This window comes from Alistipes sp. dk3624, from assembly GCF_009557455.1.
GTDB lineage: Bacteria > Bacteroidota > Bacteroidia > Bacteroidales > Rikenellaceae > Alistipes_A > Alistipes_A hominis.
On sequence record NZ_CP045651.1, the window covers coordinates 1,562,522 to 1,578,454 of the forward strand.

The following is a 15,933-nucleotide window of genomic DNA, read 5'->3' on the forward strand; positions in this document are numbered from 1 at the left end:
AGTTACATCAGAAAACTCAGGTCTTCGTCCGGATGCACCTCGAACGGCTGCGTCCCGCAACGGAAGATCCGCATCGGGCGGTTGCCGATCAACGACAGCCGGTCGCCTTCGACCCGCAACATGCACCCTTCGCGCAGTCCGGCGACGTAAGTTTCCGGATTCGCAGCGATGTATTCCAGAATGCGCTGTTCGCGGGTTTCGCCGGCATGACCGTCGGGATGGGCGTCCGTATAATGCGGATTGATCTGGAATTTGACCAGTCCGGCGGCGATGAACGACGCCGGTTCGACGATCGGCATGTCGTTCGTGGTGCAGATTGTCGGACAGGCCACGTTGCTGCCGGCGCTCCATCCGATATAGGGCATACCGTCGAAGGCCCGTTCGCGGATTGCCTGCACGAGGCCCTGTTGCTGCATGGCCCGGATCAGCGCGAACGTGTTACCGCCGCCGACGACGACCGCTTCGGCCGCACGCACGGCGCGGGCCGGGTTGCTTTCGCGGTGTACGGAACGCACCTCGACGCCCAGTTCCGAAAATCGTGCCTGTACTTTGCTCTGGTAGTCGTCGTAAGAGAACGTAACGGCGGCGTAAGGGATGAACAGCACTTCCCGGACAGGGCCCAGGAACTCCCGGATCTGTCCGACCGGATATTCGAGAAACCCTTCGCCGGCATTGGTCGAATTACTGATAAGCAGTAGACGCATGATATACTGTGTTTTACGAGACGCCTTTACAATCGGGCGATCTCTTTTTCTATTTCTGCCGGAAAGTGCTCGTATTCCAGCGCGTGGACTTTGGCCGCTACCGTCTCCGGCGTATCGGTTTCGGTTACCGGCACGCGGTACTGAGCCAGGATGTCGCCGCTGTCGTAGCGCTCGTTGACGCGGTGGATCGTGATTCCTGTTTCCCGGTCTCCGGCCTCCACGACCGCGCGGTGCACCCGGTCTCCGTACATACCCTTGCCGCCGTGGCGCGGCAGCAGGGCCGGATGGATGTTCACGATCCGGTTCGGGTAAGCGGTCAGCAGGTTTTCGGGTACCAGCCACAAGAATCCGGCCAATACGACGTAATCGATCTGCCGCCGGCGCATCAGCACGACGATCCGGTCGCTATTATAGAAGGTGTCCCGGTCGAATACGACCGATTCGATCTGCAGTTTCTCGGCGCGGCGGAGCACTTTGGCATCCGGTCTGTTGGTCAATATCAGTTCGACGCGGGCCGTATTTCCGGCGGCGAAGTAGCCGGCGATGTTTTCCGCGTTGGAACCCGACCCGGATGCGAAAATGGCTATTTTCTTCATTTTTAGATTTTTATGCGATAGTTAACGTGTCGTATCCGTAAAAAAAAGAAAGAATTATCAAAAATAATCGAAAAAGTGTTACTTTTGCAAAAATTTGGCTTTGAAATATAAAGTTATTTTTGGAATAAACACAATTGTTAAACTTAAACTAATTTGATTATGTCAGACGTTTCATCAAAAGTGGTTGAGATCATCGTTGACAAGCTCGGCGTTGATGCTGCTGAAGTTGTTCCCGCCGCAAGCTTTACCAATGACCTGGGCGCGGATTCGCTGGACACCGTGGAATTGATCATGGAATTCGAAAAGGAATTCGAGATTTCGATTCCGGACGAAGATGCTGAAAAGATCACCACCGTAGGTGATGCTATTAACTACATTTCTGCCAAGAAATAATTAAGAGCCTTTGAGACAGGGCGTTTGTCAAACGAATTTGTTGTATTTTATGAAACAGAGAAGAGTTGTGATTACGGGGATAGGTACCATTAACCCCTTAGGTAACAGCATTGAGGAGTACTTCACTAATCTTGAAAAAGGTGTAAGCGGAGCAGGACCTATTACTCATTTTGACCCTTCTAACTTCAAGACAAAATTTGCCTGCGAACTCAAAGGTTACGAACCGAATAACTTCTTCGATCGCAAGGAGGTGCGTAAATACGACCTCTATTCGCAGTATGCGTTGATCGCCGCCGAACAGGCGGTGCAGGACTCGGGGATCGAGCCCGAAAAGCTCGACCTCGAACGCGTGGGAGTTATCTGGGGATCGGGTATAGGTGGATTGGAAACATTCTACCAAGAGGTAAAGAGCTATGTCGAGGGAGGTTTCATTCCGCGATATAGCCCTTTCTTCATACCTAAGATGATTGCGGATCTGGCTGCCGGCCACATTTCGATGAAATACGGTTTCCGGGGCCCGAACTATTGTACGGTTTCGGCCTGCGCTTCGTCGAACCATGCGATGATCGATTCGTTGAATTACATTCGCTGGGGCAAGGCGGACATGATTCTCACGGGAGGTTCCGAGGCCGCGATCAACCCTCCGGGAGTCGGAGGTTTCAATTCGATGCAGGCCCTCTCGACCCGCAACGACGACCCGCAGAAAGCTTCGCGGCCGTTCGATGCCGATCGCGACGGGTTCGTGATCGGAGAAGGCGCCGGAGCGTTGCTGCTCGAAGAGTACGAGCATGCCGTTGCCCGCGGGGCCAAAATCTATGCCGAGGTAGCCGGCGGCGGCATGAGCGCCGATGCTTACCACCTGACCGCTCCCGATCCGGAAGGGAAAGGCGCGAAAAAGTCCATGCTCGACGCCGTTGCGGATGCGGGGCTGAAAGTTGAGGACATCGATTACGTGAATGTGCACGGAACGTCCACTCCGGTAGGCGACATAGCCGAGATCAAAGGATTGTTCGCCGCGTTCGGAGACCACATTTACAACCTGAACATCAGCTCCACGAAGTCGATGACCGGGCACCTGCTGGGCGCCGCCGGTTCGATCGAAGCGCTGGCTTGCGTGATGGCCCTGACCAAAGGGATCGTGCCTCCGACGATCAACAACGAAAACCTCGATCCGAATATCGATCCGAAGCTCAACCTGACGCTCAACGTCGCCCAGAAACGCGATGTGAAGTGCGCGCTGAGCAACACGTTCGGTTTCGGCGGACACAACTCGACGGTCGTACTCAAAAAGATGTAATGTTTGGAACGATACAGTCTTATTTCAGGCTGCGTTACGGCAGGGATAAGGCATATTATCGAATGCTGAAAACTATTTTCGGGCTTCGTCCGAATAATATAGAACTCTATAAGCTGGCCTTGATTCACAGGTCAGCTTCCTTGTTTCTGGACGACGGGGCCCCGATCAATAACGAACGGCTTGAATTCCTCGGCGACGCGGTGATCGAGTCGATCGTATCGGATTTCCTGTTCATCGAGTTTCCCGAGGCGGACGAGGGATTTCTGTCTCGGTTGCGTTCGCGAATCGTCCGGCGTTCGTCGCTGAACCGGCTGGCGATCGAGATCGGGCTCGACCGGTACGTGATCGCCCAGGGCGGCAACGGCTTTGCCCAGAAACACCTGTACGGGGATACGCTCGAAGCAATGATGGGAGCGGTTTACCTCGACAAGGGATACGATTTTTCGAACCGGCTTTTTATCAACGGGATTCTGCGGAAATACGTCGATCTGGACGATATGTCCGAGCAGGAGACCGATTTTAAGAGCCGTTTGATCGAATGGAGTCAGAAAAACCGGAAACGCTTGCAGTTCGATTCGGCGCCCAGCGCGTCGTATACGGCCAAATCGCCTCATTTTCGGACGACCGTTTTGGTGGACGGCCGACCGTCCGGCGACGGGGAGGGAGACAGTAAAAAGGAGTCTGAACAGCGGGCGTGTCAGGAGGCGATCCGTCGGCTGGAACGGCTGGGGGAATCGGTGCTTTCCGAGGCAGCCGGAGGTTCGGACGGCGAATGACGTTATAAACGGAATGATGCGGGATATTTCATCGGTTACGGACAAACAGGTGCGCGAAAAACTGGTTGCGCAAGGACCGTCTGCGCTGTCGGATGCCGAATTGCTGAGCATTCTGCTTCGGGACGGCGATGCCGGGGATTCGGCCGTCGGGCTGGCGGAGCGATTGCTGGCGCACTTCGGCGGAAGCCTTGCCCGGATGGAACGTTGCGATTTGCCGGCCCTGCGCATGGTGGGAGGGCTCGGTATCCGCAGAGCCGCCACGGTTGCCGCCGCGCTGGAACTGGGGCGCAGGCTTCGGATCGAAGAGGGACAACAGATCGATTCGGTGCGTACCGATCAGGATATCGTCGCGATGTTCCAGCCGCAGCTCGGCGCGTTGCCTTACGAAGAGTTCTGGGCGGTTTATCTCAATGCTTCGAACCGGGTGATCGACCGGATGCGGGTCAGCCAGGGGGGCGTTTCTGCTACCGTCGTGGATCACCGGCTGATCGTCAAGCGGGCCGTCGAAAAACTGGCGAATGCGCTGGTACTGGTGCACAATCATCCGTCGGGAAACGAACTGCCGAGCGACGAAGACAAAGCCCTGACCGGTCGGGTCGATCTGGCGGCTTCGCTGTTCGACATTACGCTGCTCGATCATATCATCGTTACGGCGGGGCCTTGTTACAGTTTCCGCAGTCACGGCTTTTTCGATAAACGGCCGAATCCGTAGGAGTCCGGTGCGCAACGCATGTTTTTATTTACGGAAGAGCGGTGCGCTTTTGATCGAAATTCATTTACTTTGCATTTCCAAACGGCAGAAAAATGGCACTTATTTTATGTATAGAAGCGGGGACGGACGTAGGTTCGGTGGCGCTGGCCAAAAACGGCGAATTGCTTTCGCTGCTTGAGAATCTCGAAGGAAGACAGCATGCGCAGAACCTGGCCGTTTACGTGCAGGAAGTATTGCAGGAACATGACCTGGATGCGGGAGATCTGGATGCGGTGGCGGTCGGCAAGGGGCCGGGTTCGTATACGGGGCTGCGGATCGCCGTCTCGCTGGCTAAGGGAATCTGTTACGGCGCCGGGATTCCGCTGATCGCCGTGAACAGCCTCGAGGCGCTGGTTCACGTTGCTCTGGAAGATTTCGATGCGGGGATTCTCGGCGTGGACGATATGCGGAACATGAAGTTGCTGCCGATGATCGACGCCCGCCGGATGGAGGTATACTGCCAGTTGTTCGATGCGGCGGCGAAGCCGCTCTCGGAAGTGACGGCGCATATCGTCACGCCCGAAAGTTTTCTGGAACAACGTACCGAAAAGGGCGGATTGCTGGTGTTCGGGAATGGCGCGGCGAAGAGCCGGGAGCTGTTTACCGAGCCGGGCGTACATTTTGCGGAGGTCACTCCTTCGGCTCGCGGACTGGTCAAACCGGCTTTCAAGGCCTTTGCGGCGAAGAAATTCGAAGATACGGCCTACTTCGAACCATTTTATCTGAAAAATTTTGTCGTAAATTGTTCGTCAAAAAAAATATTTTGATTACATTTGCACCGTAAAAATAATCATTGACCCATGGTGTAATGGTAACACTGCAGATTCTGGTTCTGCCTTTCTTGGTTCGAATCCAGGTGGGTCAACAGAAAGGAAGCTCTTTTCAGGGCTTCCTTTTTTTGTACCTGGGTGGAATCAGGATTTTTCTCGTGTCCGTAAAAGGCCGCAGGGATCGCTGTAAACGATCCCTGCGGTTCCCCGAAAAAGGTTAAGTTTGGGTTAAGTGAAGTTGGGTTTATTTCGTTTCGACCAGGAATACCGATTGCGAAGGCTCCACGCGGAGTCTTACCAGGCTGACCCGGTCTTTTCCTTTTTTGGCGTATTCCGGCTGTAAAGCGGTGACTTCGCCGGTATGCGGATTCCAGAGTTCGTAGCGTTTTTTGCCGCGCAGCGCGACGGCGGAATCGAACGCTTTCCCGTTGAGGTTCGCAAAATAATAAATGTCTTTTCCGGCGCGCTCTTTATGGATGTAGCGCATCGGTACGATGCCTTCGGGAAATTCCACGTCGAACGTTTCCGACGGACGGGCCAGCGCGTTGCGCAATGCATCGGCACCGGGCTTGGCGAGGAAAACGACGCGGCCTCCCGCCGGATTCGTATGGGGCTCGCCGCTGCTGCGCAGCTTTTCCGGCAGCAGTTTGTCCATCAGGGCTACGACCTGCGCGTCTGCATTCGGCTCGGTCGACTTGACCGGCAATTGCGTTGTGAAGATCACCTGGCCGCCGGCTTCGAAGAAGGTCAATATTTTGGCTAGATTCGCGACGCTGATCGTCTTCGACGACGGAACGATCAGCGTGCGGAACGTGTTGTATTGTTTCGTGTTGGCCAGTGTCAGACCGTTCTTGTCGACTCGGCAGGCGTCCTGCAGCACTTCCGGGTGCAGAAACTGGAAATCGCGGCCGAGTTCGTTGGTCAGCCGCTGGCTGATCTGCACGTAATCCATGTCGGGGATCTTCACGCCTCCCGCGTAAGCTCCCAGCGGTCCGTCGAAGTAGTGCTCCCCCTGCATCGTTTCGATCGGATACAGCATCGCGACGTCGGTGACGAAGCGGTCGTCGTTGCGCAGCAGCATGTTCAGCCGCGCCAGGAAAGTGTTGAATTCGTACAGTCCCTGGTTGTACAGCCTGTTTCGGTGGGACAGCTCGGGCTCGAACGTAACGTCCCGGTCGTTGAACCATACCGCGTGCGGGATCAGCATGTTGATCCCCTTTGAGTATTGATCCATCGCTACGTTGTAGAGGGTGTCCCACGGGATGTTACCCATCGCTCCGTAGGTTTCCGACATGACCAGCGAATGATCCCAGTTGTAGGCCGCCGAGCTGACTATTTTGTAGAATTTCTCGGCCGGCCGGTCGCCTCCGATTTTGTCGATTCCCGGAACATCCTGGTATTTGAAGCATTTCATCAGGTCGGCGGAAGTTCCGACCGGGTTTTCGATCTCTTCGTTATCCTGATGTCCGGTCGCAACGATGCCGTGCGCTTTGCTCCACTCGCTGACCGCTTTCGGATAAGCCGCTGCGTAAAGCTCGGCCCGCAGACCGAACAGGGCGTTCCGCGCGGCCTGCGTTTCCGGGCCGATGTCGTACCAGAGTGCCGGATAGTACAGCGCCGGGCTGGAGCCGTATTTTTTTATGTAGGTCTCGTTGAATGTCGGCGTCCAGCAACGGGCCTGCGCGCGGTACAGCGTCGGTTCGTCGAAAAAGGTCGAAGTGATCGTCTTTCCGAAATATTCGGGCATCCGTTTGTAGTAAGCCTCGTGCGTCATCGAAATGTAGGCTTTGGCCGCCTCTTCGCTCAGATAATCCATGTTCGGATCGTCGTCCGCGACGCAGACGAACTGCATGATTTTCCAGTTCCCTTCGGGTACTTTCCAGACGATGGTTTCCTCGGTGATGTTGCCTGACAGGTCGATCCGTTCTTTCGTGTCGGCGTTCATGGCCACGGCGGCCATCAGTTGACCCGTTTTACTGACCGGGCTGACGTAGGTGGCCCCGCCCCGGGTTTCTTCTTCGATTTTGTCGAGCCGCTTCATCGTGAGGTTCGGGAAGCGGTTCCGAAACCGGGGAACTCCGTCCGCGTTGATCGCTCCGCCGCTGCCGCTCGGGAATCCGTATTCGTCGTACAGCGAGAGAGTCAGCCCCAGTTCGGCGGCCTTTTCGACGGCGTATTTATAACGTTCGAAATACTCTTCGGTCAGGTACTTGGGCGTCAGATTGGGGCCGAACGGCAAAATCGCCAATCCTCCGTAGCCGCATTTTTCCAGAAAGCCGGGCATTTGGGCGTCGATACCTTCTTTGGTAATGTCGGTATTGTTCCAGAACCATAGCGGATCGGGACGGAATTTCGTAGGGGGAGTTTTGAATTCGGACGGCTCCTGCGCCACGGCCGTAACGCAAAAAAACAGGCACAATAGGCTCAGACGAAAGGTTCTCATAAGATCGTATTTTTAGGATAATGCAAAATAAACGGATAAAAACGGGTCGAAGGTGCTATTTTTGACATTATAAGTCGATTTTTTGTTTTCGAAAAAGCAAACTTTCAATCGCGCGCGGTGTCAAAACTATCGTTTTTTAACGGGACTGGTAAAATGGTCGTGAAAAATAATGTTTGAAATTGTAAAAATAAACTCGGAAAAAATTTTTTATTTATGACTGAATTATTATCTTTGTTACGTATCTACACGCGTTTTACAGCCAGTTATCTATAAATTAAGGTGTAGAGGACTGGAAAATAGGATGGGTGAAGTGCGTCTTCCGGTGAAGAAGAGGCGATGGAGAAAGCGGGGCGGAGACGAATATTTTCCTTGGCGATTTTGGAAACCCGTGGGATTACGTGTTGGCCGCGAGGGATATGCGGCATTTGGTGAACGGAACGGAATAACCGGAAAACTATTGACTTAACGATTAACGCGACTCTATGAATAAACCTCGACCTTGGCTGTATTGGGCGGTATTGTCGGTTTTGTGTCTGCTGGGCGTGTCCTGCTGTAAACAACAGCAAAAGGACCCGTTTCGGTACAAGGTCGCGATCATCGGCAATCCGTCGAATCCTGATATCCGGTACGACGAGTCCCAGATGCAGGCCATCAAGGATCTGGGGTATAATACGTTGCAGTTGAACATCGCCTGGGGAGCCCGTCCGGCCGACGAACCGCTGAATCTGGAGGATATCCTTTATGTCGACGGAATCGGCAGCCGGGAAAAAGCCGATCAGCGTTTGCAGGCTATCAAAGAACGGGCTCGGATCGCCAAAAAATGGGGATTCCGGACGTTGTTCCATTTCGGCGCCCCGAGAGTCGATTCGCTGTATAAGATCCTGACGCCGGATCTGATCGACATCGCCACCGAAAAAAACAGCATTCAGAAAAAAGAGATCGTCGACAAATACGTTTCGTTGTTGAAAAGGCTGAAGCAAGAGGTTCCCGAGCTGGACGATATCGAAGTTTATACGTTCGATCAAGACGCATGGGTCGCCAACGAGTTCGGAAACGGCCCGACCGACCGGGATATCCCGTTGCACGAACGTATTCCCGCCTTTCTACAAGCTTTGACCGGAGCCTGGGCCGAAGTGAGTCCGGACGGGATGGTCTGGTGGGAACCGTGGGAAATTTCCGCGGGACAGATCTATGCCTGCATTCCGTCGCTTCCGACTCGGAACTTCGGGATGTTTCTGCATTCCAACATAGCGGAAGTACAACTGAGCCGGCCGGTGGATGTCTGGTTTAAAAATACGGTGCAGCTTTGCGCCGAACGCGGCATTCCGGTAGTCGGTGAAATTTTTATGGCCAGCGCTAACGAGGAGTTGCAGCCGCTGACGCATATCGCCGCGCCGCGTCTGGTCGCCGAAGAGTTGGATGCCGTGGGAAATGTCCCGAATATCCAGGGCGTAAAAGAGTATTTCGGACTTACTCCCGACCGTTACGATCCGAATCAGTTGATGGCCGGGATCAAACTGCATGACCTGGCTGTGCCGAACGAACAGGCGTTGGCGGAGTTGGCCGAGCCGTTCGGAACGGCTGCCGCGGATGTGCTTTCCGCTTGGGAAGCCAGCGCGACGGGACTTGCCGTGTTCCCGTGGGACGCTACATGGCGTTTCCGGTTGTTGACCGAGAATCCGGCCGGGATCGAAGTGTACCATCGCTGGGACGTCGCCCATATCGAAGGGGCCGTAGCTCCTTCTCCGAGTTGGAAATCGACGCGCCGGAGTTTGTTTATGACCACCGAGAGCGAATCGCTCGACCCGTGGTTCTTCGAAGATATCGAACTGCGCTGTGAGACGAGTTCCGAAAAATTGCTGGCGGCGGCCGATCTTTACCGGAAAGCGCAACAGCAGGTGAACGACGAACCTTACGCCGCTTATTTGGCGGAAAATATAAAGGATATCGAAGTGCTCGAACAGATGATTACCGCTATCCGGTGCTACTGCCGCGAAGCGAATCTGGCTCACTTGATGCGCAAGCATGTCGTCGAAGGGAATCCTATTCCGCAGGCTTTGATCGATCGTTTCGAGGCGATTATGCAGGTGGATATCGCCAATCAGGCGAAAGGGTTCGCCGAAAACCGGTCGGGCAATACGCCGGCCGCGGAAATGCTCAAGCTTTTCCGGAAAGATCCGGCCGGATGGGTTACGGCTTACTTACATTACCGATAACGAAAACGAAAACGAATACTAAAATTTAAATGTTCATTAATCAGTTTTAATTATGAAAAAGTTAACTTACATTGCACAGTTGTCGGCGGTTGCGCTGCTGCTGGTACAGATGAGTAGCTGTGATAGTATGCCCGATCCGAGTCCGATCTCGGATAAGTATGCCCGCCCGGAAGAGGTGGTCGAAACGGGGATACCTGTCATTACCGATGGCGGGGCGGTAATCTACTCTCCTACGAACGACAATTTCCGTTATGCGGCTTCGATGATCGCAAATTCGGACGGTACGATGAGCGCATGGTATTCCACTCCGGGGGGACTGAACGGAAGTATGCCGGCGCGTACGAAACTGAACGGCAGCGGCGACGGCGGCGGCGCCAAGGGCTGGCATGGCGAAGGGGGCAACGGAGCGATTTACTATATGTTCGATCAATCGTTTTACGGTTGGGCGGTACACTGTCCGAACTGGGATAATCCGAATTCGTCGATGCGTTTCTCTCTTTACAACTGGGATACGAATTACCAGACGACCCTGACCGGTACGCCGATCGCAACCTACGAATTCGTGCATTACGACCAGGCCGGCGAAGCCGGTTGGCTGGAACTCAACGCCGATAACGGAGGTTATACCGAAGCGACCGGAAGTCTTAAATTCCCGATGGGGGCTTATCTGCTGTATATGGAGAGAACCGAAGGTACTCCGGGCGCCTGGGGCGGAGCCACGGCTAATGGCATGATCTGCTGGGTGAACGGAAGCGAAACATCCGGTATAACAGGGCACGAGAACTCCGTTCAATATACGGCTCCCGGCGACGTCGGATACTCGTCTCAGATTCGTTATTACAGCGCACCTACCGCTTCGATCAATGCCGTATGGTCTGAGGACGAAGTGATTGCGGTAGCTCCGACCAAGGATAAGGCGGATAAATATTATGCCAAGGATCCGTCGGTCGTGAAAGTCGGGGATTACTATTACATGGCCTATACCGGGTCGGCTACGCTGGACGAAAGCCTGGACAACAACGTGTTTGTTGCCCGGAGTGCGACGATCAACGGAAAAGACTGGGAAAAATGGAACGGTTCGTCGTGGGGAGGAGATCCGGCTCCTGCGGTCGATGCCGAGCTTTCGGCAACCGAAACGTTCTTCGGAGCCGGAGAACCGAGCCTGGTCGTGAAGGGAGATCAGATCTATCTGTACTACACGTACAGCGACAATGAACAGAAAATTTACAACGTTCGGCTGATGACGGCTGCCGCCAGCGATCCGAACTGGCCGGCATCTATGACCGATCAGGGCGAAGTAATCGACCGCACGGCCTTCAAAGGGCTGAACATCGATGGTTGCAGCGTAAGATATATCGAAGATCAGGATTGTTTTCAAGCCGTACACGGCGTGAATATCGCGGATGTGAACAGTTATTCGGTCGTATGGGTTTCGAAAGACGGCGTCTCGGGATGGGAACAGAAAGGCGTGCTTTCGAACAATATCCGCGTACGCGCCAAATATGCCCGTTTCATCTGCAACGAGCAGAGCCATATTACGTCGACGACTCCCCGCCTGATGATTTATCAGAACGGCGGACAGTATTCCAAGACGGCATGGCCGACCAGGATGGTGCCTTATTCTTTCGTGGAATAAAACCTGACGGTATTATAGCGGGGAGCAATTAATGGAGTGCACCGGTTGCTCCCCGCTTTTCAAAGGAAATTTGAATTTTTAACAAATAACTGTTTTATTATAATACCTAAAAACTATGAGAAAATTGTTCTATTTGATAGCTTGTCTATCACTTACCGGTCTCTTGGGTGCATGCAACGATGACAAGGAGAATGGTGACGACGGCGAGCTTTCTTTCAAGTTTCCTCTGACTGAGTACGAATCAGCGAAAATCGGAGGGAAGAAAGTAATCGGTTTTTCGACCGTGGGAGATTGGACTGCTGAAGTGAAATACAAAGTGGCTCCTGCAACCGTGGACGACGAATGGCTGGAGATTTCTCCGAAAAGCGGGAATGCGGGCCATTGGTTCCTGACGCTCAACCTTGACGAGAATACGGATTACGACGACCGCGAAGCCGAGGTAGTTATCACTTCGGGAGGAGAAACCAAAACGTTGAAAGTTACCCAGTTTTCTACGTCGGCGATGTTCTTGCCGCAAACCACTTATAATGTGGGCGAAAGCGGCGGACCGGTGGCTCTTACCGTACAAACAAACCGCCCGTTCAGCGTTGAGGCGGACGACGCTTGCAAGGATTGGATCATTGTGCCGGATTCCAAGGCGGTGATGAAAGATTCGGTCTTTAACGTAACTGTTCTGTCCAATCCTGCGTTGGATGCCCGTACGGGTTATGTTTATGTGACGGAAATCGTTGCCGATGAGAAGGAAGAGACCCTAACTCGCCGGATCGAAATCGTGCAGAGAGGCGATTTCGGTTATTTCATTATGCGTGGATCGAGCTCGGATCTGACGGCTCCGAGTGTCGTGCAGACGGGCGAAAATGCATTCAATGCATTCTACCTGTTTAAGCAATACAGCGCTAACAGGGAAGAAATGCATGTGTGGAACGGAGATGCTCAAGGCCCTATTGATTTGTCTGCAAATGGAGAATTCGGGGTACGTTTCGTAGCTGCCGGACCATTTACCGACATGCAGGTGTCTTGTTGTACTTGGTCGCAACAGCATGGAGACGGAGTAATGACCGCTTCTTTGTATGTTTGGGATACGGATTATGCTACTACTGTTAAACGCAACCCCGTGAATCAGAAAAAAGATCTTTCATACGGGGATAATAGTTGGCCTAATTTGTTGAATGCGGATCAAGGTAATACTTATCCTGCAGGAGAATATCTGGTTGTAATGCAATCGACGAAGCAAAGTTCGGGAGTTTGGTCTGCTTCCGCAGGAGCTAAAGACGGTTTCCAGGGATTCTTGGCAGGCCAAGCCGTATCGTCCAATTGCCCGAAGGTACGCATCTATTATGTCAGCGGCAGTAAGACAGGTGCGGCTTACCGTGAAACTAAGGATGGCGGTGTTACCTGGAGAGATCAGAGTTATGTGTTCTCTTTGAATGAAAGTTGGCTCGAAAAATGTTCTCCGACGGATTTGCGTGTGGTAAAATGTGACGGTTACTATTATGCGGCTTTTGCGGATGGTGGCAACGTTAAGTTAGCACGTACTGCGAATATTAAAGACTCTTGGGCTAAATGGGACGGCTCTGCTTGGGGAGATGGAGATTACGCTTCCGTGGTTGCGAGCGAGGTTCCTGTATCTGTGGTTGAGAATAACGGTCAGATTTATTTGTATACCATGAAGGGGAATAAGTTGGTCGTTCGTACGGCTGCCTCCGAAGACAACTGGCCCGCTGCGTTGAGCGCAAGCGCCGATGCCTGGACATTCGACAGCAATACGGATGTGGACGTGAAGTTTGTCAATGGGCAGTTCACGGCAACCTATGTCAAGAGCAATCAAACCTGTGTACTGCTGTCGGACGACGGTACGACCTTTACCGATGGCGGAGTAGCTTATGCAAGAATGTTCGACGGTAGTAAATCCGCACGCTACGCATCGGGTGTTACCGGCGAGACGCAGTACATGTCTTATGTATGTACTCAGGGATGGTACTTTAAGATTATCAGCAATGATTAATCGAAAAGTCATTTAGGTTAGTAGTTTTTTGGCGAAGCCGGATCAAATGATCCGGCTTCGCTTTTTTATTACGGTATTTTACGGTCGGTTCCGGATTTTTCGAAAGGAGCGTCAGGGATGGATCGGAATCGTTTCATCCTGTCGGATTCGGATAATCGAGGTAAAACTCCGAAAATATTTGTTATTTTTGTAATATAAATTTAATAAAATGAAAAAAAATTTAATTGCTTTTTTGATCGTGTTCGTTTCCGTCGCCTGTTGGCAATGCGGCGACAAAGGAGAAGACGATCCTGCGCCGGATCCGAAAATCGAAATTACCGGTTCCCCGGAGGTGAATTTACCGGCGGCCGGAGGGAACGGGGTTATCTCTTTTACCACCAATGTGGCATGGAGCGCGAAAGTAAACGACACGAAAGCTTCCTCCTGGTGCAGTATATCGCCCGAGTCGGGGAAAGCAGGCGATGTGAAAATAACCGTTACGGCAAAAAAAGATTATGAATTGTACGACGACTTTTCAGCGGAAGTCGTCATTACGGCGGGAACCGCGAGCGAGACCGTTACGGTGACGCGCGGACAGAAAGATGCGCTGATTCTGACGCAGGATTTTTATACGGTTCCGTCTGCCGGCGAAACGATCGACGTGGAACTTCAACAGAACGTCGATTACGAAGTGCAGATCCCCGATACCGTTCAATGGATCACCCAGGTCGGATCGAAAGGCCTGTCGACCGACGTGCTGCATCTGAAAGTCGATCCTTTCGACAAGACCGACGCCATTCGGTACGCTTTCGTCCTCGTCAAAGACAAAAATAGCGATCTGAGCGCGAAAATTACCGTAAAGCAAGGAGCGAAATATATTCCCACCATTTCCGACGGATGGGATATTTATAAGGCCGGCACTTACCGTTACGGGCCGTCGATCATGATTCATGACGACGGTTCGATCGATGCGTGGTTTGCCGCATCCGGCGGTCAGTACGGCGATTGGAATTACCTGTTCAATCAGAGCGGAACGCATGAGGCGCAAGGTATTACCGGCAATAATACGGTCGGACAGAAGTTTACCGCAAAAACTCCGTTCTGGAGTATCAGCGTAACCAGCCCGAATTGGAACGGGCAGCCCTGCGGTTTTACTTTTAATTTGTACAAGTGGGACGATGCGAGCATGAGTTACAGCCAGGTCGTTCAACAGACGCCGGTAGCGACTGCGACGTTCAAAGATTATAAAGACGGGGAAAAGATCGGGGTGACCAACGACGATAAGTTTCCGGCCGGGACTTATTTGTGGGAGCTGTCCAAAGGGCTGACCGAGCAATCGGGCGTTTGGCTGGCTACCGGAAGCGTTTCGGGCGTTACCAGTTACAAAAACGGGCAGGTCGTGAGCGGCCGGAACTGGCAGGCGCAGTACAGCGTGGACAAAACGAGCGGTTATAATTTTTGGGATCAGGCTTCTTACCAGCATTCGGACGACGGAGGCAAGACATGGACGAAGGAAGAGATGGTACTGTTGCCGACCGAATTTTCGTCCGATCATTTTTCCGTATGCGATCCGGGAGTTGCACGGTGGGGCGGTTATTACTATATCGGATATACCTCCACCGAAAATGAAGCGATGGTCGAAAACCATGTTTACGTAGCCCGCTCCAAATTCCCGAACGGGCCGTGGGAGAAATGGAACGGTTCCGGCTGGACAACCGGAACGGACGTACAACCGGTAATCCGTTACGACGGCAATCCCGTGAATTTCGGAGCCGGAGAACCGTCGATAGTCGTTCTCGACAATACGGTTTATTTCTATTATTCGTGGGACGACCAGAGCGTTACCACGCGTGTAGCGACTGCGTCGGCCGACGATCCGAACTGGCCCGGTCACCTCGTGTTCCATGGAACGGCGATGGATAAAGGCGCTATCGGCGGGGCGGATCACAGCGATGTAAAATACCGGGAGGATATCGGGAAATTCCAGGCCGTGCATACGGCGGCCCGAATGTCTGCCAATAGTTACATCGTGCTGTGGCAGTCCGACGACGGGATCAAGTTTGAGAAGATCGCCGAAATCAGGGAAGGATTGCAGCCGGGCGCGCATAACTGCGGTTGGAGCGGAGACGAGCAGGGGCACATAAAACTCGGTGTTCAGCAATATATCAGTTATGCCTATACGCTCGATTTTGGTCCGGAGTCATGGGGTAAATGGAATACCCGCTGGGCGAAACTGAACTGGTAAGCCGTAGGAGAGAATCGTATCCGTTTGTCCGGAGACTTCGTTTGGGAGTCTCCGGACTTTTTATGTAAAAATGCATTTCGTTTTTTTGCAAAAATATTTTTTTAGTTATCTTTGCATCGAAT

General features: G+C 52.9%; 12 protein-coding genes and 1 tRNA gene. 10 read left to right on the forward strand and 3 right to left on the reverse strand.

The features are described from left to right. Positions 1-2: 2 nt before the first annotated feature. Both pepE and GFH31_RS06595 read right to left on the reverse strand, forming a co-directional pair. Positions 3-704 carry a dipeptidase PepE gene (gene pepE, locus GFH31_RS06590; protein ID WP_101573501.1) on the reverse strand — a complete coding sequence of 234 codons (702 nt, stop codon included), beginning with the start codon at positions 702-704 and terminating at the stop codon, positions 3-5. A 26-nt stretch (positions 705-730) separates the two neighbouring features. After that, entirely contained in the window at positions 731-1,300 is a 570-nt protein-coding gene (locus GFH31_RS06595; protein ID WP_101573503.1) for a phosphoribosylglycinamide formyltransferase, read from the reverse strand. Positions 1,301-1,459: 159 nt separating this feature from the next. Between GFH31_RS06595 and GFH31_RS06600 the strand changes: the two genes are divergently transcribed. The 6 genes from GFH31_RS06600 (at position 1,460) to GFH31_RS06625 (ending at position 5,382) form a co-directional block, all read left to right on the forward strand. Next, on the forward strand, positions 1,460-1,693 hold the full coding sequence (locus GFH31_RS06600) for an acyl carrier protein (protein ID WP_055203124.1): 234 nt from the start codon (positions 1,460-1,462) through the stop codon (positions 1,691-1,693). Between the two features lie 49 nt (positions 1,694-1,742). Next, positions 1,743-2,990, forward strand: coding sequence for a beta-ketoacyl-ACP synthase II (gene fabF / locus GFH31_RS06605; protein WP_055203586.1), 1,248 nt, complete (start codon positions 1,743-1,745; stop codon positions 2,988-2,990). Continuing rightward, a complete protein-coding gene (gene rnc / locus GFH31_RS06610; RefSeq protein WP_055203126.1) occupies positions 2,990-3,766 on the forward strand; it encodes a ribonuclease III in 777 nt (258 codons plus the stop codon). Before fabF ends, rnc begins: the two co-directional genes overlap by 1 nt. A 13-nt stretch (positions 3,767-3,779) precedes the next feature. Then, the gene (gene radC, locus GFH31_RS06615) at positions 3,780-4,478 is read left to right on the forward strand and encodes a RadC family protein (RefSeq protein ID WP_310648306.1); all 699 of its coding nucleotides are present in this window, start codon (positions 3,780-3,782) and stop codon (positions 4,476-4,478) included. A gap of 92 nt (positions 4,479-4,570) precedes the next feature. Beyond that, the gene (gene tsaB, locus GFH31_RS06620; RefSeq protein ID WP_118457903.1) at positions 4,571-5,284 is read left to right on the forward strand and encodes a tRNA (adenosine(37)-N6)-threonylcarbamoyltransferase complex dimerization subunit type 1 TsaB; all 714 of its coding nucleotides are present in this window, start codon (positions 4,571-4,573) and stop codon (positions 5,282-5,284) included. Positions 5,285-5,311: 27 nt separating this feature from the next. Then, positions 5,312-5,382 (forward strand) — tRNA-Gln (locus GFH31_RS06625). A 149-nt stretch (positions 5,383-5,531) separates the two neighbouring features. Here GFH31_RS06625 and GFH31_RS06630 read toward each other — a convergent pair. Further along, the gene (locus GFH31_RS06630) at positions 5,532-7,730 is read right to left on the reverse strand and encodes a glycosyl hydrolase (protein WP_055203129.1); all 2,199 of its coding nucleotides are present in this window, start codon (positions 7,728-7,730) and stop codon (positions 5,532-5,534) included. A 482-nt stretch (positions 7,731-8,212) separates the two neighbouring features. On the opposite strand from GFH31_RS06630, the gene GFH31_RS06635 reads away from it, so the two are divergent. The 4 genes from GFH31_RS06635 (at position 8,213) to GFH31_RS06650 (ending at position 15,811) form a co-directional block, all read left to right on the forward strand. Next, positions 8,213-9,946, forward strand: coding sequence for a hypothetical protein (locus tag GFH31_RS06635; RefSeq protein WP_153497650.1), 1,734 nt, complete (start codon positions 8,213-8,215; stop codon positions 9,944-9,946). A gap of 52 nt (positions 9,947-9,998) precedes the next feature. Beyond that, on the forward strand, positions 9,999-11,582 hold the full coding sequence (locus tag GFH31_RS06640; RefSeq protein ID WP_145996572.1) for a hypothetical protein: 1,584 nt from the start codon (positions 9,999-10,001) through the stop codon (positions 11,580-11,582). A 115-nt stretch (positions 11,583-11,697) separates the two neighbouring features. Beyond that, entirely contained in the window at positions 11,698-13,587 is a 1,890-nt protein-coding gene (locus tag GFH31_RS06645) for a BACON domain-containing protein (protein ID WP_153497651.1), read from the forward strand. A gap of 208 nt (positions 13,588-13,795) precedes the next feature. Beyond that, the gene (locus GFH31_RS06650; protein WP_153497652.1) at positions 13,796-15,811 is read left to right on the forward strand and encodes a BACON domain-containing protein; all 2,016 of its coding nucleotides are present in this window, start codon (positions 13,796-13,798) and stop codon (positions 15,809-15,811) included. Positions 15,812-15,933 lie beyond the last annotated feature (122 nt).